Annotated in this window: 18 protein-coding genes; 10 read left to right on the forward strand and 8 right to left on the reverse strand. The window is 61.5% G+C overall.

The genetic code is table 11. The features are described 5' to 3' along the window. Nucleotides 1-173: 173 nt before the first annotated feature. A complete protein-coding gene (locus ACO550_RS05240) occupies nucleotides 174-395 on the forward strand; it encodes a DUF2188 domain-containing protein (RefSeq protein ID WP_315591865.1) in 222 nt (73 codons plus the stop codon). A gap of 975 nt (nucleotides 396-1,370) precedes the next feature. Next, a complete protein-coding gene (locus tag ACO550_RS05245; RefSeq protein ID WP_315591866.1) occupies nucleotides 1,371-1,937 on the forward strand; it encodes a BON domain-containing protein in 567 nt (188 codons plus the stop codon). Nucleotides 1,938-2,172: 235 nt separating this feature from the next. Here the strand turns inward: ACO550_RS05245 and ACO550_RS05250 are convergent, their stop codons facing one another. Then, complete coding sequence (locus tag ACO550_RS05250; RefSeq protein WP_315591867.1) at nucleotides 2,173-2,322, reverse strand: hypothetical protein; 150 nt, start codon at nucleotides 2,320-2,322, stop codon at nucleotides 2,173-2,175. A 105-nt stretch (nucleotides 2,323-2,427) separates the two neighbouring features. On the opposite strand from ACO550_RS05250, the gene ACO550_RS05255 reads away from it, so the two are divergent. After that, nucleotides 2,428-2,643 (forward strand): YetF domain-containing protein, encoded by a 216-nt coding sequence (locus ACO550_RS05255; protein ID WP_315591868.1) that lies wholly within the window; start codon nucleotides 2,428-2,430, stop codon nucleotides 2,641-2,643. A 638-nt stretch (nucleotides 2,644-3,281) separates the two neighbouring features. Here the strand turns inward: ACO550_RS05255 and ACO550_RS05260 are convergent. The 6 genes from ACO550_RS05260 to ACO550_RS05285 form a co-directional block, all read right to left on the reverse strand. Next, on the reverse strand, nucleotides 3,282-4,019 hold the full coding sequence (locus tag ACO550_RS05260) for a PIG-L deacetylase family protein (RefSeq protein WP_315591869.1): 738 nt from the start codon (nucleotides 4,017-4,019) through the stop codon (nucleotides 3,282-3,284). 69 nt (nucleotides 4,020-4,088) lie between these two features. Continuing rightward, the gene (locus tag ACO550_RS05265) at nucleotides 4,089-4,772 is read right to left on the reverse strand and encodes a glycosyltransferase family 2 protein (RefSeq protein WP_315591870.1); all 684 of its coding nucleotides are present in this window, start codon (nucleotides 4,770-4,772) and stop codon (nucleotides 4,089-4,091) included. Beyond that, entirely contained in the window at nucleotides 4,769-5,362 is a 594-nt protein-coding gene (locus tag ACO550_RS05270; RefSeq protein ID WP_315591871.1) for a class I SAM-dependent DNA methyltransferase, read from the reverse strand. Before ACO550_RS05270 ends, ACO550_RS05265 begins: the two co-directional genes overlap by 4 nt. Beyond that, on the reverse strand, nucleotides 5,359-6,378 hold the full coding sequence (locus ACO550_RS05275; protein ID WP_315591872.1) for an acyl-CoA dehydrogenase: 1,020 nt from the start codon (nucleotides 6,376-6,378) through the stop codon (nucleotides 5,359-5,361). Before ACO550_RS05275 ends, ACO550_RS05270 begins: the two co-directional genes overlap by 4 nt. A gap of 950 nt (nucleotides 6,379-7,328) precedes the next feature. Next, a complete protein-coding gene (locus tag ACO550_RS05280) occupies nucleotides 7,329-8,198 on the reverse strand; it encodes an SHOCT domain-containing protein (protein ID WP_315591873.1) in 870 nt (289 codons plus the stop codon). Between the two features lie 763 nt (nucleotides 8,199-8,961). After that, complete coding sequence (locus ACO550_RS05285; protein WP_315591874.1) at nucleotides 8,962-10,071, reverse strand: flavodoxin family protein; 1,110 nt, start codon at nucleotides 10,069-10,071, stop codon at nucleotides 8,962-8,964. Between the two features lie 598 nt (nucleotides 10,072-10,669). Here ACO550_RS05285 and ACO550_RS05290 point away from each other — a divergent pair. From ACO550_RS05290 to ACO550_RS05315, 6 genes are all read left to right on the forward strand, one after another. After that, on the forward strand, nucleotides 10,670-10,888 hold the full coding sequence (locus ACO550_RS05290; RefSeq protein ID WP_315591875.1) for a DUF2188 domain-containing protein: 219 nt from the start codon (nucleotides 10,670-10,672) through the stop codon (nucleotides 10,886-10,888). A 34-nt stretch (nucleotides 10,889-10,922) separates the two neighbouring features. Further along, nucleotides 10,923-11,489 (forward strand): DUF421 domain-containing protein, encoded by a 567-nt coding sequence (locus tag ACO550_RS05295; protein ID WP_485994317.1) that lies wholly within the window; start codon nucleotides 10,923-10,925, stop codon nucleotides 11,487-11,489. A gap of 31 nt (nucleotides 11,490-11,520) precedes the next feature. Beyond that, complete coding sequence (locus tag ACO550_RS05300; RefSeq protein WP_315591877.1) at nucleotides 11,521-12,051, forward strand: nicotinamide-nucleotide amidohydrolase family protein; 531 nt, start codon at nucleotides 11,521-11,523, stop codon at nucleotides 12,049-12,051. A gap of 145 nt (nucleotides 12,052-12,196) precedes the next feature. Continuing rightward, complete coding sequence (gene budC / locus ACO550_RS05305) at nucleotides 12,197-12,976, forward strand: meso-2,3-butanediol dehydrogenase (RefSeq protein WP_315591878.1); 780 nt, start codon at nucleotides 12,197-12,199, stop codon at nucleotides 12,974-12,976. A gap of 941 nt (nucleotides 12,977-13,917) precedes the next feature. Beyond that, a complete protein-coding gene (locus ACO550_RS05310) occupies nucleotides 13,918-18,114 on the forward strand; it encodes a chemotaxis protein CheB (RefSeq protein ID WP_315591879.1) in 4,197 nt (1,398 codons plus the stop codon). Nucleotides 18,115-18,168: 54 nt separating this feature from the next. After that, nucleotides 18,169-19,176 (forward strand): chemotaxis protein CheB, encoded by a 1,008-nt coding sequence (locus ACO550_RS05315; RefSeq protein WP_315591880.1) that lies wholly within the window; start codon nucleotides 18,169-18,171, stop codon nucleotides 19,174-19,176. A 402-nt stretch (nucleotides 19,177-19,578) separates the two neighbouring features. Here the strand turns inward: ACO550_RS05315 and ACO550_RS05320 are convergent, their stop codons facing one another. Beyond that, nucleotides 19,579-20,109: a hypothetical protein gene (locus ACO550_RS05320; RefSeq protein ID WP_315591881.1), complete on the reverse strand. Its 531-nt coding sequence runs from the start codon at nucleotides 20,107-20,109 to the stop codon at nucleotides 19,579-19,581. A gap of 447 nt (nucleotides 20,110-20,556) precedes the next feature. On the opposite strand from ACO550_RS05320, the gene ACO550_RS05325 reads away from it, so the two are divergent. After that, entirely contained in the window at nucleotides 20,557-24,627 is a 4,071-nt protein-coding gene (locus tag ACO550_RS05325) for a CheR family methyltransferase (RefSeq protein ID WP_315591882.1), read from the forward strand. Nucleotides 24,628-24,632 lie beyond the last annotated feature (5 nt).

Raw genomic sequence — 24,632 nt, forward strand, 5'->3', positions numbered from 1 at the left:
ATTGCCTTCGCTGGAAACAGCGACCCTAAATCGTTCGCCGCGGCGCCCTGCGCGCCGCGGCATTTTTTTGGGGCCGTGACTTCCCCACCTAACCTTCTGTAGGACCGAGGCGGATACCGAATCGCGGAAAGCCGGCGCAAGACTGTGCATATACCTAGACAAGGAGACGCATCATGGCCAATAGTGACATCCACGTGATTCCTGCCGGTGAAGGATGGGCTGTAGATTCTCCGAGCAGCGGAAAGCGAACAATGTTTGCCACCCAAGATGAAGCGATCGCCGCAGGCACCGAGCGCGCTAAGAAAGACAAAGTCGAGCTGCTCATCCACGGACGTGACGGAAAGATCCGCGAGCGAAATTCCTTCGGCCATGACCCGCGCAACGTTAAGGGCTAAAGCCCATGCCGCGCGCTTCGGCCGCAAGACTATCCACGGTGCGATCGCAGTAATAAAGCGCTCACTGAATTACCCCACCTTTGTGGGATGTTGGGGTTGGGATTGGCTCTTACTGGGTTAAAGATGAACAGCGGCCACGTAGCGACGCGCGCCTGGTTCTGTGGGTGCCTACCGGACAGGGGCAATGGTTTCGTCGGACCGCCTGAGTATGTGGACCCTTGCCCGGATGACGTTGAGCCGTTGAAGGTTCGAGTGCTCCAGAGCGATGCCGCCGAATCTGAAGTGCACCGCTTGATTGCCACTGGCGTCTGCCAGAAGGCGGCGATCGAAAATGTCGCGAAGGGATGGAAGACATCCTACGACCCCAACTACGGCAGTTGGTGGGAGCGCTTGTTCCGTTGAAGCTTGAGAAGGCCCGAGCAATCGACTTGGGCAACAAACATAAAAGATGCGCACGGCCGATTGGCTAGCTGCAGCACAGAGGGGGAGAAGGATGGGGGTCAAGCACTGGCTCCCGTGGGAACCAGTGCAGCTAGATGCTCTCATGCGCGTTGGGCAACTAGGTCCCAGTCATCGAATGGGCGCCCTACATGCTGCCGCGCAGGACTGAGCACACCATCAATCAGAAGTGCTTTCGCTTGGGCCTGCCCAGCCGTGCCGACATGCGCCGAGGGGTGGAGTATTGCCTCTGGCGCCCACGAATGACTGCTAAGGTGTGAGCAGAGCAACTTTACGCAGTCAATATAGGCACTCGGCCGGGCACTGCCCCGCTTCCCCGGCCACGACCAACCCGCCCGTGGCGTCTTTTCTTGGGGCTAGCGCCGCTTCGCCGGCAAATCGGCGCCAACGAGCCGCACCGATGCAATGCTGCGGCCTATTTAAGGCACGCGCGCGACAGCTTGACTCGCGGTTCGTTGCGAACGGCATGGAATTTGCGCCGTTTGATCATTTCGTTCATCGTTCGAGGAGCTGACCATGTTCGACTTCTTTCGGCGCAGACTGCATGCCCAACCGGCGACGGATCGCCCCCAGGCCGTCCCCCAGGACGACAGGGGATATGAGCCAGCGCCACCTGACACTGCGCAGCCCGTTGCGGAGCCGGCCTATGGCGGCAGCGGCTATTACGGCAGCAGCGATGCCGGTGGGCAAGCGTTCAACGGCGCACAGCGGCTTTACCCGGGCGATCCGGGCTACCGTGAACACCCCACCCGCGACATCGCCTCGACACGCATCGGCGCCGGCGGCAGGCTGACGCGAAATGGCCCGAAGAATTACGCTCGCGCGGACGACCGGATTCGCGATGATCTGTGCGACCGGCTGGCCATGAACGATGCGCTCGAAGTCTCCGAAATTACCGTCGACGTGGAGCAAGGCATCGTCAAGCTAGGCGGCACAGTGGGTGACCGCTATACCAAGCGCCAGATCGAAGAAATCGCCGCCAATACGTTCGGCGTCGACGACGTGGAGAATGACATTCACGTGGCTTCACGTGAGGATGCATTACGCCTGGCGCCATCCGAGCGCGTGTTGAATCGCAGCTGAGCGCAGGCTGTAACGCGCGCTCACCCATCTCCGGGGCTCACTTTGAACGCGGTCGGAGTGAGGTCACGGTCCGGAGCCTGGAGCTGGCCGGTGCGGCGCAGTCTGTCGGCCGCCGCGATCGCGCTCGCCACATTCTGGATCGCGCGGAGGGACGGCTGATCGCAATCCATTGGGACATGGTTCGTGGCATACGGTTGCCAATAGCCAATGTACCGATCGAGCCCATCCAGTCGAGTCAGTCGGATAATGCGCGGCGCACGCCATCGATGCCTGCGACGTCGTACGGATCCCAAGCAATCGACTCCAGGCGTGGGATGGTGACGCAGTGGCGTCGGACGTGCCCGTAGTTTGCGGTCCCGGTTGCCGGATCGCGGTTCTTCTGCATCCGAAATCCTGCACCAGGCGAAACAATTACAGGTGCGATGCATCTCCGCCATGTAATTTCTTCTCGATCGAACGAGACGGTGGCGCACCCTCAACCATCGAGGCGATGCATCAGGGAGCGCTCGACCGTGCCAGCATGGCCCACGCCATGGTGACAGACGAAGACTTGCGCGCGAATTTCCGGGCGACGTTTCATGACGATTCCATGCGCGACGTCGATCGCGTAGTGCTGGAGCGCAATGGGCGGCTCACGTTCGTGCGCGAAAGCGACAGGCGCCGGCCCATTGAGGCTGCCTCACGCGAGCGGCAGTCGGCAACATGACCTCTGCCGCCGACGTTGCCGCGTACATTCAGCAGCATGCGCTGGCGCTGGCTCTGAGCACCGCTGACAGGCGCGAAACTCGCCATCACGAATACGGGCGTAGCGGGCGGCTTCTGGATAATCGGTGCAGTGGATCGACTGCATCCTACCGCCGCCGGAAGGCCTGCTCGAGCAGTCGCGTCCGTTGCACCTCGTCATCATGCAGAAAGACCGAAGTCGTGTTGATGGAGGCCTACCGCAGGTTGACACGCGCTTCGTCAGCGTCGCGCACGCCACGCCACGGCACCAGTGGCATGTGTGTGGCACCACCAGTGGGGCGCGCCGCAACTTGTCCGCGAGGACAGGATGATCGCCCTCGATGGCTTCTGCCGCCACACGTGCGCGGTGGCGTGATCGCCCCGCGGCCTTCCAGATTGGCAAGCAGCGGCGTGTCCGGCTTCCCGTGCGTGGGCGTGACGAAGGCCCGGGGCGACAATGACCGCGATTGATCTCTTTGACCTGCCCGCCCCGCCCCGGTTGCGGGCATTTCTTTGTGCGATTGCTGTTACACGCCTCATAGCTGACATGGCACAACGGTTGATCTCCTCCCGCTAACGGGTGCATCGCTACGGCGGGGTCGTCGGAAGATGACTCACCATCTATCTGTGCGGCGCACGCCTGTCCATATCGATCGACCAGTACCGTTCTGGCGCGCCAATATCGGTGAGCTGATGGGCATCAAACAGGGGAAGCTGGCTTTCATATGCTGCTACCGCATGCATCTTCTTCGCCTGCGCTGAGGTCGAAGGAAGATGGACCGGGGACGCCCGCATGCCCTCCTGCCACCAGTCGAACAGCCGAGTCTGGAGCACGCCGGGAAGGCGGCGGTAGATGGCATCCTCATAAAACAGCCAGTGTATAGGCGCAGCGGGCTCCACAGCATCTACGGTGACGGGATGCCCGGCCATCGTCGTCGCCTGCATCAGCAGGCATGCGCGCCCCACGAGAATGTGGTCGCTGTGGAATAGCCCCATCGGCGCCACGATGGTTCCCCCGCGATGGAGCGCCGACGCCGAGGCGAGCGATACCATCAGTTGCTCCGGCGTGTAGCGCCGGCCGTACTGGCCGTCGAGCAGATCGAGCCATTCGGGCCGTGCGCCAAGACGGGCCAGAGCGCGTGCATCCTCGTGCCGTCGATGCAGCACGGCTTGGGGAGCCCTTTCAAAGCCGGCGGCGCGGTCCCAGGGCGGCGCCGCCATGCCCGCCTCGGGTACACCTGCAAACACCGTGACGACGACGGGGTCGAGAGCTGCCGCGATGAGGTCCCCGCAACTGAAAACCGCATCGTCAAGATGTGGAGAGATGACCGTGAGGGGTGCGTGGATTTGCGTCGACATGATGGTCCTTGGGATGGCACGGTGTCTGGTAGGCATGGCGCCGGAAAGACGTTTTTCCTAGCCTGTGTCCTAGGTTTCTGTTGCCTCCCCGGAAAGCCTGGCCAACATCGACAAATGTCCGGCGAAGCCATCCGGTGCCCTTCCCCGGGCGCGCGCGCTGGTGATGACCTGTGGGCCAGCGCTCCAGGCGATTCGGGCGCCGATGGCCATCAGTCGATGCACCAGCGCCACGTCCTCGCTGCTGGTGGTCGGTGGAAAGCCGCCCGCGCGCCGATAGGCGACTGCGCAGATGCCGAGGTTGGCGCCGTGCACGTGCCGGTGATCGTCTTCGCGCCGGTATCGCGCGGCAAAGCGGGCGGGCACGTGGGGCGGCTGCTCGCTCCAGTCATCCACGGTCACGAGGCCGCACACGGCATCGGCCCGCAGCGCCAATTGGGCCACGAGCCAGTCGGGTGCCACTCGGGTGTCGGCGTCGGTAAACGCCAGCCAACGGGCATCAAGGGCCAGCAGATGCTCGGCACCGGCGTGGCGGGCCTTGCCGACGTTGCGAGCGGCGATGGTCAGGCATGTGAACTGCCCGGATGCGTGGTTTTGGGCGATGGTCGGCGACTCGTCGCTGCAATCGTCGAGCACCACGACCAGCATCACCGGCTCCTGTTGCAGTCCCGGATGCAGCGCCGCCACGCTGAGCGCCATCAGGCATGCCTCAAGGCAGACTTCCTCGTTGTGGACGGGCACAACGACGCCGATCATCGCGACGCCTCCCGCATGCGCAGCGGTCGCGCATCGCGCGACCAGACTTCCAGCAGGAAGTCCGGCTCAATGTGGCGGACATGACGATGAAGGCCCGGCTGGCGCGCGATGGCCGCGTGTACATGGCGCGTCGACATCCGGCGTTCCACAAACGGCCGCTGCCAGTGGCACGCAACGATGGTGCCCAGCGGCTCGAGCGCCGCCACGGCCAGCCGGACCGTCTGTTGCCACGCATCGGGTTCGAAAAAGTAGCCGAGTTCGCCCAGTACGATCAGGTCGAACGTACCACAAGGCCAGTCGTGCGGCAGCGTGGCCTGCAACACTGTCACGTGCTTGCGGGCGGTGACGCGTGCACGGGTGCGCTCGATCGCGCGTGCCGCCAAGTCGACGGCGAGCAGCGCATCGCAGCGCCCGGCGAGTCGGAGCGTGAGCATGCCCGTGGCACAGCCGGCCTCCAGCGCGCGTGCATAGCGGCGTTCCGGCAGCGCGGCCATTACGAGATCGCGCTTGCGGGCTTCGTACCACAATGATTCGAGTCCCCACGGGTCCGCCTGTTCCAAGATGGCATCAAAATCGGTGGCCACGGTCATAGCGCATAGCCCGTAGCGGCGTTCGCGAGCTTGTTACCGAGTGCGGCCAGGTCGCGCTCGGCATGGCTCTGGCGCAGGAACACCGGCAGATCCGCATACAGCGCAGCCAGCCGCGAATTGCGACAGAGTGGCCCCGCGCCCAGCACACTGCCGACGCGGGCCAGCACGCGCAGAACTGTGGCTTCCACGACGGTTCGCACGCGCATGGCGGGCACGAAGGCGTCGGTATTGGGATGGGCGTCGATCCACGCAGCGGTCTCGCGCAAGAGCGTGGCGGCCGCGTGGAGGTCGCCGTCGATGGCACCCAAATGCGCGGCCGCGTGCGGATCACCGTGCTTGCCTGCCACGTCGCGCGTGGCCTGGGCCAGCGGCAGTACCGCCCCATACCAGCACGCGGCGATGCCCGCGCCTCCATGCCAGAAACCTGGACGGTCGAGATAGGCGCGGTGACCGCCGATCAGCAGCGCCGGGCAGCGGTCCAGCATCACGTCGACGCTACGCGTATTGGCCATGCCGATCGCATGCCATTCCTGCATTGTCATTTTGATGCCGGGGCCGCGCATATCGATGATCGCCAGCAGTGCATGGCCTTCGTCATCGTGGCAGGTCAGCAACGCGTGGGTCACCTGATCGGCACCGGAACACCACGCCTTGCGGCCGGAGAGTACGGCCGCCTGCAACGGAGTGGGGCCAGGCAGGCCAGCCGCCGCAGCTAGATGCGCAACCTCGGTTTGCGTGGAGGACTCCGCGCGGACACGCGCATGGGGTGGCTCTGCCGCCCAGACTGCCCAGCGTGTATTCGTGGTCGGTGTGGCCTGAACGCGCTCGGCCAGGATGGCCAGCGCGTCGGCATGGGCTTCAAATAGCTTGATGGCCACCGCGCCGTGCGTGGACGCGATCTTGGCGAACAATTGCCAGCGCGCCAGCGTCTGCCCACGCGTGGGCAGCGGAATCCCGCCGCCCGCGTAGGCGGCGATCAGCGATGCGAGCGAGCGAGGCGCGGCATGGGCATCCATTGGGACCGTCGTTCATTCCAGTAGCGGATACAAGGCCGCTCCGCAAGTTCCCTGCCAGCGGCGGGCGATCGCAGCGGATACCGCATTGGGCGGGAAAGCAGGGCGTGGATTTGGACGAAGAGCCGGGGAAGCTCGGCGCCGTCCCGACGATAGGGGCAGCAATCTTTACCGGGTCCGTGTAAATCGGCGGTGCGTCGCCGCATCGACACGATCGGAAGTCGTCGCCGAGGGCGCATCCCCAGCAAAGCGACAATCTCGAATTGCGAGGGTCCGTTGGTCAGGCTGGAACGGACATCCGAATGGCTGAGTGTTCGCGCCGGCGAATGGCGCTTCATGGCCGGTGGACTGAACCGCTCGCGCGGTAGGGGCTACGGCCATACGGTGGCGGTCAGGGAGAGGCCGGTCACGCGGTTTTACCGGGGAATACCTTCGCTTTCGTGCATGATTTGCGCGACCCCGTTGCATGCTGAAAGGCCTAGCGTGCAGCCTTCCCAGTCCGCCTGTAGGTTTCGGCGTAAGCCAAGCTGGCAAGAATCACCCCTTTCGCGGCGGGGAGGTATGTTGGGCGCTGTGCGGCAGTCCCTAGTACTTCGCAAAGCTTGTCTAGTGACGAGGTGAAGTCTGTGTCCGTGGTCGCCGTTGCGCGAAAGTGTGCGATTGCCTTATCAATCAACCTCGCGACGTCGCTTGCGTGAGGTGCACCATTTTGCACCGCTATGGCCACCGCCAAGATCTGGTCGACATACAGGTTGATAACTGCATGAGAGGCCATATGGGTATCACGTCACTGACCGTGCTCCAGTTCAATTGCCAAACACTTGCCGTGTACTTGTCGCCGGCGAATTCGTCTATCTCGCCCGCCCCGTTCTCAACCGCTCCTTTTGCCGACGCGTGACATGGTCGTAGCCCATCTCTCGCGGATGAGGACTTACGCTTTGGGTCCGCCCCGCTCACAAGCGGCCCAGCAACTCCGCTTTCTTGGTGACGAACTCCTCATCGCTAAGAATCCCTTTCGCGTGCAATGCGGCGAGTTTCTCTATGGAGGCGAAAACATCTGTCTCGCGGGTGTCCGCCTGAGCATTGGCGAATGCGGCGCGCAGTGGCGACGACGCGGGCGTCAGAACCCCAGGCACCGAGACAACCGGCAGGCTGGCGATGGCAACCAAGCCGTGCTGGCTTGCAAATGTGATGGACGTACCGCGCGACTGTTGTTGCGAGAATCCACTGATCTCGTGATCGAGCGTATCGTAGAGGGTCACCTTGCCGTTCACTTCAATCGCGAGGCGCCGGGGCCGAGCGAAGTAGGCATAGCGCACGTCATTTTGCGCTCCGATGCTGTCGGGCTGCCCCAAATCGGCTGGCCACCACCCTCCAGAGGTACCTGCCAAGGGCGGAACAAACAGACTCACCGGATCGACCGGGCCGACCGCAGTCTGCATTTGGCTGCTGCTACCGTACCCCGCACTCGGGTGTTGTGGCTCGCTGCGATCTTGGCGGCCCTGCTGCAGGCTACCTTGGCTCTGCGACTGGAAGCTGCCGCTGCGAACAAGGTCGGGCTCGCTTGCGATCAGGCGGGAAAGCTCGGAGCAGAGGGCATCGACTTGGCCCTTCAGGTGGTGGTTGAACATGTCGGAGACCATGGTCAAACCCCCCGCCATCCATTGTCCGGAGCCCCCGAATTCGGGATGATCGAACTGGGCCATGGTGCCATTGCCGCGAATCACAGCCTCCAGCATGCGCTTCACTGCATCCGTGCTGAAGCCATGTCGCTGGGCGATGTCCTTGATGATTTGGTGTCCAGCGGGACTAAGTTCTCGCATGATAGTGTTCTCGCGAAAAAGATCGTTGAAGAAATATAAGCCTTTGGCGTCTTGGAAGGGCCGACACGCAATATGTGTTCCTGTATTGGGCAGGGACCTTCGCGCATGGGTGTGGGGGACGTATGAGCGTTGGGGCATGTGAATCCTGACCGCAGTGGAGGAGCTGGCTGCTGGTCGGTATCGTCGGCGTTCTGACTATTAAGACGGCGGTGGGCCAGTGGCGCTACCACTGTCGAAAATTCCACAACGGCCACTCGAGGGGCGGGCGCGCGAAGCCCCGAATCCCTCGGCTTGTGATGATTCACAGACTTGGTGGCCGATTCCAAATAAACTTTGGCGTCGTTCATCGGCCTATCCGGACTATCGCAACGCGCTGGCTGACGACGGGCTACTTGCCCGTCCCTCCGCAAGCAACTGCAGAGACTGGATCGCGGCGCCCCCCACGCCATTATTGACCGGGACGGCAATCCTGCGCCCCGTAATGTCTCCGTTGGGCTGCGCGTCGCGGCTCAGCGCTGGCGGTGTCGGCGTCTGCGTCGCTACGCCCCTCCCAGAATTCCTCCGGATGCGCATGCGCTCCAATAGCTCGGCAGGCCGCATCCACCTGGGGGTTCAGGTCCTTCAGACAACAGGTAATCGAAAGCCGCGGTCATGACGTACCTGGAGAGCGCATGGTCATTCCGTCAGCAGCGCATGTGTGACAAAACTAGTCTGCTGACGGCGCAAGGGGGTATCGCACGACCCCAAGCCGCGGGCGCCGCTGTTACTTCCGGCGGGGTGGCGTCAGATTGTCACCAATGTTCGGCAGTTTGCCTTGCCGCCGTAGTATCACCGCTTGGGCGACTGCCGCCCCAGCGTTTTCTACTTCCCTTTGCACATTAACGTCCGCGTCCAGCGCGCGGTGCGAAGTGGCATAGGGCGAGTAGTAGCCGATAAACCGGTCGAGCTGCGACTGGGGGCCAGCCTCCACGAGACCCATCCAGCCCAGCCAGTCTCCGAGAGAACGGCGCAGGCTTTCGATGCCGGCAACATCACCATGCACGAACACGCCATAGATGCGACCCGCGAGATGCTTGGGATAGTTCCATCCCTGTAGTTCCAGCGCTTTGGCCTCCGGCACCTGCTTGCCGTGCGTACTACTGGGATCGGGATTGCCGCCATCGGCGCAAACTAGCCGGTCCATCATTAACTTGAGCGGACTTGTTGCCTGATACCAGTAGGTCGGCGTCACGATGAGCACCCCATGGGCGCGCACCCAGCGCGGATAGATCTCGGCCATCCAGTCGTTGACTTGGCCGAGCGAATGGTTCGGATAGCAACTGCATGGCCAGTGACAGAGCGGCATGGCCGTCGAAACACACGCCTTGCACGGATGGATTTGCCGTTCTGGCTCGGACACCAGCAAGCTCAGGTCAAGCGTGTCGACAAGCATTCCCAGCGCTTCCATGCGCGCTCGGGCCACTGCAGCCAAGCGCCAGGATTTCGAAACTTCACCGGGGCATGTGTAGTCGTTGCGGGCGGCACCGATGACCAGCAGCACTCGCGGGGGGGCACCAGCATCGTCATGTTCGAGTTGGGCATTGCGCACGGCGTTGCGCGCCTCGCGCCATTCGACGGAAAGATCGTAGTCTGGATCGAAGGCACCAGGACCGGCTTTTTCGGTCACTGGCGCCTTGCGCCCCTCACTGTAAGCATTCCAGGCGATTGCCTCGAGCCGATCAATGGCGGCGTCCTCAACGCGGAAGGTGGGGTCGAAAAAGCGCGCGTAAAAGCGCCGGCGGAACACGTCGCGGGGCACAGGCTCTGTCACCTGTCCTTTGCGCACGTCTTGTGCGGTTTCGGCGCTGGTACCAGAAGGTTGTTTGTCTTCCATCGTGTCACTAACCTATCGCAACAGACGACCGCTCGATTCGCGGAGGCCACCGGTGAAGCGCACAAACTCGCTGACCAACAAAGAAAAGATTGCTGTCAGTCTGATTTCGCAACGGAAATCGGGTTGTTAGGGACATGACTTCTGCTACAAAATTGCCGCTGAATAATTAGTGCGCCTCGATGGATAAATTTGATGCCTGCGGAGCCATCGATTTGTCATCAATGCCAACAGATCCCTCCCTCTGGCTAGCTTATGTCGCACACGCGCTCCCCTCTGTAGGCATCTGTCTGATAGCAGCAGAATCGACTGCGTTCCCGAGTTCCGCGCACGCGCACTTGGCTTGTTGGTAGACGCCCTTTTGCAAGCGCGAATCGCCTGGATCTGGGGTAGGCGGTGAGGCCAGTGCTTGGCCCTGGGTCGGCTTCAAATCTTCGTCGATCCGGCAATCTGGGTTGCAACACTGGTGATCGAACACGCGTCGTTGAAGCGAAATGCTGTCGGTAGCACTTTCTTTCCCATCCTGTCAGACCAAAACTGATAGCGCGCTCAGTTATGTGGGCAGAGAGTGTTTGTATTACAGAAATCAATGGAGACAGATATGGCTTCGAACATCCATGTGGTGCCCGCCGGTGACGGCTGGGCGGTGGAGGCGGCAGGCGGCGGACGTCGCACGATGTATGCGACTCAGGAGGAAGCGATTGAGGCCGGTACCGAGCGCGCGCAACACGACAAGGTCGAACTGTTGATCCATGGTCGCGATGGCCAGATTCGGGAGCGCAACTCCTTCGGCCACGATCCCCGCAATATTCCGGGCTAGGCCTGAACGCCGTGCCACCCCATAACGCACCCACATGACGTTCGATCCAATGCAACTCGCGGCGTGGTTTGGCGAGGGCGAGCCTCTGGCGTGGTGGCAAATGTCGCTGCGAGCCGCAGTGATTTTTTGCGCGGCGTGGGCACTGCTGCGGGGAGCAGGGCGTCGTGCTTTCTCGCAGCAGACTGCGTTTGACCTATGCATCATGTTGTTGCTAGGAGCGGTTCTATCGCGCGCGGTGGTGGGCGCGAGCCCGCTCATCGGCACGCTGGCAGCGGCGGCGGTGCTGGTCGGGCTGCACCGGATGATCGGACGGCTGGCCAGTCGCCATGTGCGCATCGATCAGGTCGTGGGCGGGACGAGGATCGATCTGCTCGATGCGGGACAGCTCGACCCGGTGGCCATGCGGCGCGCCATGCTTAGCGAGGAGGATCTCAAGGCCAACCTGCGCGCGACCCTGCAAAGCGAATCATTGGTCGACATCGATCGCATCGTGGTGGAGCGCAACGGCAAGGTGACATTCGTCAAGCGGCATGTGGGGCGAGCCGTAGGCGCGATGCAGGTGCCGCACCGACGGGGACGAAGCAGGGCAAGAAGCCGCTGACCGCGACAGGCAGCGCAAAGCGAGGGCATGCATGGATGACGCGCGAGAAGTAGCTACCTTTCTGGTGAGGCATGGATTGATACTGGCCACTGCCGAATCATGCACGGCGGGGCTGATGGCGTCGCGCATTGCGGAGGTATCCGGGTCCGGCAAGAGCCTGTGCCTGGCAATCGTGACCTATGCGCCAGAGGCCAAGACCGATGTATTGGGTGTAGCCCAGGACGTCATCGACCGGCATGGATTAACCAGTGAACCGGTATCGCTCGCCATGGCACGGGGTGTACTGCGCCTGTGCAGGGCTGATCTTGCCGTAGCCAATACGGGTGTTGCCGACGACGGCGCACAGGACGATACGCCACCCGGCACGCAGTGCTTTGCGTGGATATTCCGCATGCCCGGCAATGCGGAGACCTTGGTTGAATTCAGCGACACCCAACGCTTTGAGGGCGACCGCAATGCGGTCCGAATGGCGGCCGCGGATTGGGGTCTGCTGCGCATACCTCATTACTACACGCTGGCACAACGACAAAAAACTCAATCAAGCGACACGACTGATCGATAACTCTGTCTCTACCCTTCCTTGCTGCCGGCACAGCCATTGCGTGCATTCTTCTAACGAAGAGACGGCTGGCCCGCTAACCGTTCTCAAAGTGGGCATCTTTGCCAAGTAAGGCTGGCTGGCCAGCCTCGGATTAATGGAGAGGACCATGGTGCGAGACTGCGATATGAAGCGGTTTGAGGGAAAGGTTGTAATCGTCACGGGTTCCGGGTCGGGTATCGGCGCGGCCACGGCTAGACGTTTCGCTGCGGAAGGCGCGAGCGTGGTCCTGGCAGGCCGCACACGCGCCAAGCTCGATTCCGTTGCCGGCAGTATTCCGGAGGCGCGCCGACTCGTGCAGGTGACTGATGTGGGGAGGCTGGACCAGGTGGAAGCATTGGTGCATGCCGCCATCGGTCGCTTTGGCAAGCTCGACGTCATGGTCAACAACGCAGGCATCGCCCCAGAAGGCAGGGCGACAGAAGACAGCATTGACGATTGGCGCGCCGTTATGTCAACCGATCTTGATGGAGTTTTCTACGGGTCCCGCGTAGCCTTGCCCCATCTAATAAGAACCAAGGGATGCATTGTCAATACCGCTTCTGTGTCAGGCCTCGGTGCCGACTGGAAACTGAGCTACTACAACGCGGCGAAAGGCGGCGTAGTGAACCTAACGCGATCCTTGGCACTGGACTATGGTCGTGATGGCGTCCGGGTAAATGCGGTTTGCCCCACGCTGACACGCACCGACTTGACTATGGACATGTTTAAGGACGAGGCGCTGCTGGACAAGTTTCGCGAACGTATTGCTCTGGGCCGCACGGCGGAGCCGGAGGACATCGGCGACGTGATCGCCTTCTTGGCGAGCGATGATGCGCGCTTTATCACGGGTGTTAACCTCCCCGTAGATGGGGGCTTAAGCGCGTCCAATGGCCAACCTCCCCAATAACAGATGGGGCACCGGCACCGGCTGGGTGGCGCGATGCCGTACCCAACGGCAATATTTTGCTCCGAGCCGCCTACGGACAATCAGGCCGGAAGGCTAGGAAAGCGGGCGAGCATGGCCATTTTTTCATTCGGTGGTCCGAGAGTGCCACGGGTCGGCCACGGACTCGGCGCGTCCGGAATGAATGGCCATTCCTCACCTGTTGATGTTTGTTGGCTTGAGATGTCTTGGCTGTGGGAGTCAACCCATTGCCTGGCCCACAGTAACCCCCGAGCGGCGGCGCCTTCCAACCGCGCTGAACACAGTCGGCGTCGTCAGGGAATGCCTTATCAGATTGCCATTTCGACGCTGAATTTGTATGTCAACGGTGCTGGCTAAAACCTACCAAAGGAGTAGCCGCGCCGTGTTGCAACGCGCCAAGTAGAAATTGTGCGATGCATTTGGACGTACGTAGGGAAAGGTGTGGACGCGCCGCGAAGTCGACTTGATGATGGCGACCGCGGTGGATCCAGCTTGAACCTCTGTTCCTACCTTCAACGACACGTCGAGCTCGCCAGAGGCTCCCATAGTGCGGTGAACTGCTTTTCCGGAAAACGTGTCGTCAGCGGCACTACTTTTCGAAGTGCTCGATAAATATCCAGCTAGGACGATTCCGTTACCTTATTAGTGCGGATACGAGAATGGCCAGAGCTCGGCCCTTTATCGTAATCCTCAGCAATCGCGTCAGTCCCACTTCCATCCCGTCAAACGGGCTGGCTCGTAAGAACGAGCCAAGGCGGCAGCCAGCCGCCTTGCGGCCGACCCAGAGCCGATAGAAAGGGTCGCGCCGGAGCCGCAGGCGTCACCACCGCGATTACAATTGAAGAACTATCGCGCACGACGGCCTGGCGTCCTGGCTTTTTCGCGACGCGCATGGCAATTCATCGGTATGAAAGGGAACTTCAATGTCACGGCAGAAGTCGGCAGCCCGAAAGGCAGCTCCATCAACAGCTACGGTAAAAAGCGATCTGCGTTTTCCTGTGGTGGGACTCGGCGCATCGGCTGGCGGCATGGACGCTCTGCGAGTATTTTTTGAGCACGCTCCGACTGAGATGGACATGGCGTTTGTCGTTATTGTCCATCTGGCGGCCAGTCACGAAAGTCATGTGGCGGCCTTGCTCCAGCGTACAACAGGCATGCCGGTGCACCAGGTGACGAGGACGGTTCCCATTGAAAAAAACCATGTCTATGTGATCGCACCGGGTAACCACCTAGAGATGTCAGATGGCCGTCTGCGTCCTGTCGAACAAGACCCTTCCCAACTACCTGCGTTCGCAATCGATCATTTCTTCCGGACGTTGGCGGATGCTCATGAGAAGCATGCGATCGGTATCGTGTTGTCCGGAGCGGGTTCCGATGGCGCGGCGGGGCTAAGTCGCATCAAGGAGGCGGGCGGCCTGACTCTGGCGCAGGCGCCGGATGATGCGGAATACGTAGAAATGCCCCAGCATGCCGTTGCCACGGGCCAGGTCGATATTGTTCTGCCTGCTGCCGAGATGCCACAGAGGCTTCTGGAATTATGGGCCAACGCGCAGCGCATCGAAATGCAGGGCCTGCAGATCGGCGATGACACCCCTCCCGGGGGAAGACTGCCTGTCACCGGCCCTGAACGGGTGTTGTCCGACATCCTGATGCATTTGCGAGTGCGCACGGGACATGACTTCCGGTTCTATAAGCGAGCTACAGTGCTGCGGCGTATCGAGCGGCGCATGCAGGTCAACGGGCAAGGCGATTTGGCTGGCTACCGCGACTTCCTGCGAGCCACGCCGGAAGAGGCACATGCATTGCTGGGCGACATGCTGATTGGTGTGACGCAGTTCTTCCGTGACCGCGAAGCCTTTGACTTCCTTGAGCAGGAAGTCATTGATGGGCTGTTTGCCGGTGAACCCGGCGATGATGGCCAGGTACGGGTTTGGGTTGCCGGGTGCGCTACCGGTGAGGAAGCCTATTCCATCTCACTGCAACTCGCCCAGGCACGCGAGACGACCGGGTCGGCCCGCCCCATTCAGCTATTTGCCACCGATATCGACGAGGCCGCGATTGCGCGGGCGCGTACCGGGACGTATCCGCTGTCCATCGCCAACGACGTCCCCGCAGCTTTGCTGCAGCGCTACTTCACGCGAGATGGTGCGCACTACGTCATCAACAAGGCGGTGCGCGAACGGATTCTGTTCGCGCCGCACAGCTTGTTGCGCGATCCACCGTTTTCGCATCTCGACCTGATCTCGTGCCGCAATGTGCTGATCTACCTGGAGCGGTCGGTACAGCGACAGATTCTGGAGCTGTTCCACTTTGCGTTGCGTCCGGACGGGCTACTGTTTCTCGGCACCGCAGAGTCGGCCGATGCAGCGGACGACCTGTTCATGGTGGTCGACAAGAAATGGCGTATCTACCGCGCACGCGCCGTCACGCAGCGTGCGAAGAACGTCATAGGCTTTCCAGCGCTGATTCAGGCCGAGCCTGGCGCCATGGAGGAACGTAGTACGCCTGCAGCGCCACTGCGTTTGCCAGGCAGCCCAGCCCAGCGCAGTTTCTCCTTTACGGAGCTTCATCAGCGCGCGTTGGAGACCTACTCCCCGCCAAGCGTGATCGTCGACCGCGAATCCAATGTCGTGCATCTTTCCGACAACGCGGGCCGCTTCCTGCGGCATGTTGGCGGCGAACTTTCCACCAACATCATGACGCTGGTGCTACCGGAACTCCGGCTCGACCTGCGTACCGCAATCTTCCGGGCGTTGCAGACCGGCACCAGTGTTGAGGCGCGCAAAGTCAGGTGGGACCATGAGCCTGGGGTCTCGTGGATCAACATGACGGTGCGGCCATTTCACGACAAAGTCGCCAATGCGGACTTCCTGCTGATTGTCTTCGATGAGATCGCGGGTCACATGACCGAGGAGGAGCAGAGCGAGACATCGGGGCAGGACCCGGTGCTGGCCCAGCTCGAACTCGAACTGCAAAATAGCCGGGAGCAGTTGGCGACGATCATCGAGCAGTATGAAACGTCGGTCGAGGAGCTCAAGGCCTCGAACGAAGAGCTTCAGGCCATCAACGAGGAATTGCGTTCCACGAGCGAGGAGCTTGAGAGCAGCAAGGAGGAATTGCAGTCGGTCAATGAAGAGCTGACCACGGCCAATGCCGAAATGCACGCGCGGATCGAGGATACGGCCAAGGCCAACGACGACCTCCACAACATCATCGCTTCCAGCGAGATCGCCACGGTTTTCGTCGACAAGGAAATCAGGATAAAGCGTTTCACCCCGAATGCAACGGCCATCTTCAACCTGATCGACTCCGATGTGGGCCGCTCCCTGTTCCACATTACCCATTTGCTACGGTACCCCACACTGGCCGACGACGTCCGGCAATCGTTCCAGTCGCTCAGGCTTACCGAGCGTGAGATTCAGAGCGAGGCGGGCCGATGGTATTTGATGCGGCTGCTGCCTTACCGTACCGCGGACGACCATATCGACGGCGCGGTAATTACCCTGATCGACATCACGGATCGCCATCAGGCTGAGGCGGCCGCCCGCGAGGGTGAGCAACGACTGCGGTTGGTAGCGCAATCGACCAAGGACTACGCAATCATCATTCAGGATCGCGCAGGTGGAATCGTCAGCTGGAACGCCGGAGCCGAGCGGATCTTTGGCTATACGGAAGCCGAAGTGCTCGGACAGGATGTGGAACTTATCTATGAGTCCCCAGATCGCCAGAAGCTGGTGCCCGCGCGCGAGCGGGAAACGGCCACCAAGGAAGGGCGCGCCGACGACGAACGATGGTATCGCACCAAGGACGGACGCAGGATCTATTGCAGCGGGGTGGTCACGCCCATCATCGATACATCGTTCCACGGCTTTGCAAAGATCGCCCGTGACCTGACGGCGCGCAAGCTGCATGAGGACGCGAACCGCGAGGCGCTGGCAAGGGAACAGGCTGCGCGCGAGCAGGCGCTGTCCGCAAACCAGTTGAAAGACGAGTTCTTTGCCGTCCTGTCACATGAGCTCAAGCACCCGCTGAACCTCATCGGCGTCAAGGCGGAGATGCTCCCGCGGCTGCCAGAGGTGCGCGAGATTACAGCAGTTCGTGAGACGGCCTGGTCGATCCAGCAGGCGGTGCGCAGCCAGGCGCAGATCATTGACGATCTGTTCGACCTATCTCGCGTGCAGACCGGCAAACTGGCACTCGAAGTCTCGCGCGTGGATCTGGCCTCGATTCTCGCGAGCATCGCACATACCTGCGAACAGGAAGTTGCCATGCGTGGGATGACGATGCGGGTGACTTTGCCTGAAATACCTGCCATGACGTTGGCCGACCCAGTCCGTTGTGAGCAGATTCTCTGGAACTTGGTGTCCAACGCGCTCAAATTCACCGATGCCCACGGGCATATAGAGCTTCGCCTCTCGCGTGAGGGACGGATGCTCCGGGTTGACGTGAGCGATGACGGACAGGGTATTGACGACTCAGTGCTACCTTATGTCTTCGACATGTATCGTCAGGGCGGTCGGGACCGGATGCGGGGCGGCCTCGGTATCGGGCTGGCCCTTGTCAGGCAATTGGTCGAGATGCATGGCGGTCGGATACGTGCGGTGTCCGAGGGCCAGGGCCGCGGCACGACCATGACGGTCTGGCTACCGGCCGTCCCGGACGACCGCGCCGCGCCCTTGAATGCCAACGGTGATGGCAGTAAAAGCATTGCCGGGTTGCGTGTTCTCCTGATCGAAGATGATCGGGAAACCGCTGCTGCGCTCACGGCGCTTCTGGAACTCGAGGGCGCGCGTGTCAGTGTGGCCATGAACGGGACGGAAGCGCTCCAGATGCTGCCCCACGAAAGCGTCGACGCGATCGTCTCGGATATTGGGCTGCCTGACATGGATGGCTACGAATTGATGCGGAAGATCAGAGGCAACGCCCAATGGGCCGGGATTCTCTCTGTTGCCTTGACGGGGCGCGACCGGGAGCAGGACGTAGAGGCCGCGCGGGAAGCCGGTTTCGATGTGCATCTTGGTAAGCCCCTCGACTTCCAGCAACTGTTCGACACACTCGGTACTGCGATGCGGGACAGGACGGACCCCGACTCCGCGTCCACGCGGACCCACAACACGTAGGGGCGACTAGCATCCCTCCCGTCCTCACCTCGGGCCCGGAAATTGCGGGTCTGGATGAAAGGGGACGTCATGCACAGAGATATCGTGGTGGTCGCAGCATCGCGTGGGGCACTTCCGGTTCTCAGGACGCTGGTTGAAAATCTTTCGTCGGATCTGGAAGTCACGATCCTGATCGTGCTGCACGTTGGTAGGCATCCGAGCATTCTCCCGGAACTGCTGTCGCGGTGGGGGCGATTGCGGGCAAGCCATCCCGTGCAGGGGGAAAAATTGCAGCGTGGCAGGATCTATGTTGCTCCGCCCGATCGGCACATGGTGGTGGGTGACGGAACTGTGCGCCTGCTAGATACTGCCCCGGAAAATTTCGCACGTCCGGCCGCCGACCCGTTGTTTAGATCGGCGGCTGCCCATTATCAGGAGCGCGTTGTCGGCATAGTTCTGAGCGGTGACCTGGACGATGGTGCTGCGGGGCTCGCGGCGATCCGCGCACGAGGGGGATATGGCGTCGTGCAGGACCCCGACGACTGTGAGGCATCATCGATGCCGCGCAGCGCCATCCACGCTGCCGGGGCCGACGCGGTGACGACCCAGGCCCACCTGCCCGATGTGTTTCATGCCGCTGTGACAGGTGCCAAGCGGCGCGAGGAGGCTGCCATGACCAACCGCCCCGACCTCGATCGCGAGGCGCAGCTTGCCGAAAGCGGCATCGTCACGCCCCAGGACCTCGATGAAATCGGTGAGCGCTCAGCGCTTACCTGCCCCACGTGCAATGGGGCGCTGTGGCGTATGCGGGACGCGCGGCCGTTGCGCTATCGCTGTCACACCGGGCACGCTTTTTCCGCGTTGTCGCTCGAGGAAGCGGGCGCGCAAAGTACTAGCGATGCAATCTGGGGCGCAATACGCGCCGTTCACGAACGCATGATCTTCGCGCGTGAGCGCCAACAGTGGGCCCAGCGCATGGGCAACGAGGTCGATGCGGCGCTCGAGCAGGGCCGAATTGAAGAAAGCGAAAAGTTGGCTGAGTTGCTGCACGCTGCAGCAGGAACCCATGAGCCTGGGTGCTGATTTGCATGGTGAGGTCGGTAATTTCTGCCGGATCGTTGCAGAAAAAGCTGACCAGCGATGAAGACAGCGCGCTGACCGAGGAAAGCTTGACGTGTCGCCAGCGGCGTGTACGGTACCGGCAGCTAGAGCTTCGAGTGCATGTTTCTCTTCGACCGCATCGCCGCCGCCGAATCGAGTAGCATCGCGATTTGCGCAAAAGTGGACCAGGAACTCGGTGGCCGGCCGCTACGCGTGAGGCGCCGTGGGCGCCCGCAATTTGAAATTTCGCGCGGCAGGTTACCGCCTTGCGCGGCTTCATATGGGCTAGAGGCGGAACTGTCGATCCGGGCCAGCAACACGCGGTGGACTTCCATCGGCAGCGGCCCTCGCGGTAGTCGTCGATCGTGTTACACGAAGCCTGTTCTAGCCGCCCAGCGCCGAGCATTCGAGTTCGTTGCGTATGCCATATTCCGGTAAGCACTCCAACGCGACGCGTGCGACACGGTCACGCATGACTTCATCGCGGACGATACCGCGCAGCACGCAGACATCTATTTGTCGCCCCCGGGTAAATACCACGCGAACCGTGCCGGGATCAATCCATTGCGCGAGTCGTTCGTTCAGTACTTCAAGCCGCTGCATATCGGTCTGTGGAGTGATCGGGGCCATGTCCGCGTTGTCGTATTGTCCAAGCGCCGCGGGGCCCGGGACGGGTCGCGTAATATCTGTCAGCGGGGCCAAAGGCGGCTCGTCGCGTGGAGCGGTCCCGTACATGCCGTGCTGCTCGATGCCGTCGGGCTCGGTGGTACCACAAGGGTCATAGATCGGGTCGGGCGAATTGGCCAGATGCCCGGACATGGCCTGCGCATACTCGCGCTTGCCATGATCGTCGCTCACGCCACTGTGCCCGCCGTAGCGGTGATTGGTTAATGTGGACTTGATTTCGGCCATCATGGGCTCCGGGAAAGACAAAGGCTCTGGGAAAGATAAAGATTCCACGCATCCACCGTGCCAACTCGCAATTTGGGCTGTGCCCGTCAATGCCTGTCACCACATGGGGATTTCCCTTGGACCGCATGCCGGTACATCTGTCGGATCATGCATGGTTTTTACCGGGTGCCAACACTGCTCGCGTGGACTACGGCGGTGGCGTCCATATAGCAAGCTTTAAGGACGGAATGTTGGATCATGGCGCGACATATTATCGGGATGCCCCTGCAGAGAGTTCGCGCCGCGCAAGGGTGCAGTTCCTATTCGGCCGCTTCGCTCTGAAGCGGTTTTTTTTTGAAATAGCGGCGCCAAGGGGTGCTTTGGTCACGTGGCGGGCTTCTTGCTTGTAGGGCTTACCTGCGTAGTAACATTGCAATCCTTGTTCATAAATGCGGTAGCGTGCGCACACTCATGGTTCGTCCCCAGGTGACATCCATTACAAGTCAACCCGAAGTCCCCGTGGTGGGAATTGGCGCATCCGCCGGCGGCATCGACGCGTTGAAAGGCTTCTTTGAAGCACTGCCTGCGCACACTGGCGCTGCATACGTTATCGTGCTGCATCTTTCACCGGATCACGTAAGTCTCCTGCCGGGAATCCTCGCCGGCGTAACTGCTATGCCGGTGCTGCAGGTCGAGGAGGCAACGCCGATCAAAGCCAACCATGTCTACCTGATCGCGCCGTCGATGGTGTTGACGATGGTCAATGGCTGCCTGCGGGTAGAGGACCCCGCTTCCCGCGACGACCGCCGCGCGGCGATCGACCTGTTTTTCCGCGCGCTCGCCGATGCGCATGGCAAACGCGCGGTGGCAGTCGTGTTGTCGGGCGCGGGAGCTGATGGCGCGGTGGGCATCACGCGCCTAAAGGAGCTTGGCGGTGTTGTCATTGCCCAGCAACCCGACGATGCAGCGTTCTCGAGCATGCCGCGCGCGGCGATACAGACCGGGCAGGTTGATGTTGTGCTGCCGGTTGCCGACATGCCGCAGCGGTTGATCGAAATGTGGTCGAATCTACGGCGCATTCGCGTGGCAGAGGATGTCGGAACGGAGAACGACGACGCGCTGGCCAATGACATCGAGAAGGTCTTGCGCGAGATCATGGTTATCTTGCGCACCCGTACCGCGCATGATTTCAGGCAGTACAAGCGAGCCACGGTGTTACGCCGGATTGAGCGACGGATGCAGGTCAATGGGCTGGCGGAACTGCACGAGTATCGGGATTTCCTGCACGGTCATCCGGACGAGACGCCGCAGCTCTTGCAGGACATGCTGATCAGCGTGACTAATTTCTTTCGTGACAAGGATGCATTCGATGCGCTGCGCATCGAGATAATTCCGCAACTTCTGGCGCATCGTGCGGAGGGTGAGCCAATTCGGGTCTGGTCGGCCGGCTGTGCAACGGGCGAGGAGGCATATTCGGTTGCCATGCTGCTCCAGGAGGCGTCTTCGGATAGCGCAGAGGGGGTGCCATTCCAGGTGTTCGCGACCGATATCGACGAGCGTGCGATCGCGCTGGCACGCACCGGACTCTATCCCGAATCGATCCTGACTGACGTGGATCCGGTACGCGCCCGGCAATTTCTGACCAAGGACGCGGCCCATTACCGAGTAAAGAAGGAGCTGCGTGAGCACGTGTTGTTTGCGTTGCACAACGTCTTGCGCGATCCACCATTCTCGCGGCTCGACTTGATCTGCTGCCGTAATCTTCTGATCTATCTGGACCGCGAGGCGCAGCTCGATATCCTGCGCACGTTCCATTTTGCGTTGCGCCCTGGTGGTTATCTTTTGTTGGGAAGTTCTGAGGCGGCCGACAGTGTCAGCAACTTGTTTGCCGTGGTGGACAAAAAGGCCCGCATTTACCGCGCCAATGTGGCGGTAAGGTCCGAGGCGCCCATGCCCATGTCGGCTGCCATCCAAAGCGCACGCCTGCCCGCATCGGTGCTGCAGCAACCTGGCAGGCGCAAGTTCTCATTCGGTGATCTGCACCAGCGTCTGGTAGAGCAACATGCACCGCCGAGCGTGCTTGTGAGTCGTAACTCGGACATCGTTCATCTCTCGGACCGCGCTGGCCGCTTCCTGCACTACGCGGGCGGCGAGCCATCACACAATATCATCGCGGCAGTGCGGCCCGAGCTGCGGTTGGAGTTGCGCACGGCGATCTTCCAGGCGCTGCAGGCCAATCGCAGCGTCGAGGCGCGACGGGTGCAACTGACGCGCGATGGCCGACGCTTCTTTGTCAACATGATCGCGCGGCCAGTGCATGATGCCGAAGCGAATGCTGACTTCGTGCTGATCCTGTTCGACGAGGTCGAGGACAGCATGAGCGAGGCAGCCGACGCGCTGCAGAAGCGTCAGCCCGACCCGATCGTCAGCCAGCTCGAAAGCGAGCTGCTCCGAACCAAGGAGCAATTGCAGGCGACCGTGGAGCAATCCGAGACTTCCACCGAGGAGCTCAAGGCTTCCAACGAAGAGCTTCAGGCAATCAATGAGGAGCTCAGGTCCGCCACCGAGGAATTGGAGACCAGCAAGGAAGAACTGCAGTCGATCAATGAAGAGCTCACCACGGTCAACGCCGAGCTGAAGTCCAAAGTGGAAGAAACCGGCAAGATCAACGATGACCTGCAGAATCTGATCACCGCCAACGATATCGGTACCATCTTCGTCGACCGGAGTATCCGTATCAAGCGCTATACGCCGCGTGCCACCGACGTATTCAGCATCATTCCGTCCGATATTGGCCGTTCGCTACTCGATATCACACATCGGCTCGACTATGACAAGCTGTCAGACGATGCGGCGGAAGCATTCGATTCGCTGCGGTTGATCGAGCGCGAGGTGCGCAGCAGTGATGATCGCTGGTACCTCGCACGATTGCTGCCGTATCGGACCACCGAGGATCGCATCGATGGCGCGGTGCTGTCCTTTATTGATATCACCTCGCGCAAGGCCGCCGAGGAGCAGGTGCGCGATGGCGAGCACCGCATGCGTATCGTGGCCGAAAGTACGCGTGACTACGCGATCATCACCTTTGACGACGAAGGCCGCATCACAAGCTGGAACCCTGGTGCCGAACGCATTTTCGGGTATGCCGAAGCCGAAATGCTGGAACGTTCGTCCGATATCCTCTTTACGCAGGAAGACTGCGAGCGCGGCGTGCCGGCCGAGGAGATGGCGCGGGCACGCAAGCTCGGGCGGGTCGAGGAAGATCGCTGGCACGTACGCAAAGACGGCACGCGCTTCCGCTCCGGCGGCGTGCTGTCGCGGATCGACAAGGCTGGCATCAGTGGCTACGCCAAGATCGCCCGTGATCTTGACGAAATCTTGCCACCTGGCGCGCCGCGCGGTGACCTGGTCGGGGGAACAGTGCATGGCCTCGACCATCGTGACGAGTTCCTGGCCGTGACATCGCACGAGCTCAAGCATCCGTTGAACCTGATCAGCGCCAGCAGCGAACTGATTGCGCGCTCGGCCGAGGCGCGCCGCAATCCTCTGATCATGCGCGCTACCGAGACAATCCGGCGCACGGTGCTCAGCCAGGCACAGATCATTGACGACCTGCTCGATATGTCGCGTATTCGTACCGGAAAGCTGTCGCTATGGCGCTCCACCATGGATTTCGCGCAGGTGGTGCGCCATGTCTGTGCGGCGGTGCGGGAGGAGGCCGAACAGCAGGGTGTCAAGATGGACGCGGAAGTGCCTGAGCAGCAGGTCTGGATCTCCGCCGACGTGACGCGCATCGAACAGGTGGTCTGGAATCTGCTCAGCAACGCACTGAAGTTCACGCAGAACGGTGAGTGGATCAGAATAGCGCTGGTGCCGGAAGGCAAGATCGTGCGGCTGACTGTGCAAGATGGCGGCCAGGGCATTCATGCCGAAGTGTTGCCTCACATCTTCGACATGTATCGGCAAGGCGGGGCGGGCGTTGTGGCAGGCAGTCGGCCCCGGGGGCTGGGCATTGGCCTGAGCCTGGTCAGGGAACTGATAACGCTCCATGGTGGCAGGGCCCTCGCGGCGTCCGAAGGGCTTGGAAAGGGCGCTACGTTTGTCGTGGAGCTGCCGCTGTGCGCGGCAGAGAAAGAGGTCGCGAATGAGGGAGCAGTTCCATCCTCGCTTTTGCATGGCTTGCACATCATGCTGGTGGATGATGATCTCGACACGGTCGAAACCTTCCGCATCCTGCTGGAGCTGGAGGGTGCGGTGGTCGATATTGCCACTGACGGGGAGGCTGCGCTAGGCCGGATGAATGCTCAGCGGCCGGACCTGCTGCTGTCCGACATCGGTATGCCAGGTATGGATGGCTATGAGCTGATGCAGCGCATGCGCCAGCACGCAGCACTGCGCGATGTGCCCGCCATTGCCATCAGTGGCTACGGACGCCTCAGCGACGTCAACGCGGCAATCAAGGCGGGCTTCGATGCACACTTGCCTAAACCGGTGGTGCTGGACAACCTGCTGTCGACGCTTATGCGTCTGCGTGCTGGCTGACAGGG

It is taken from the genome of Cupriavidus sp. (assembly GCF_057315035.1).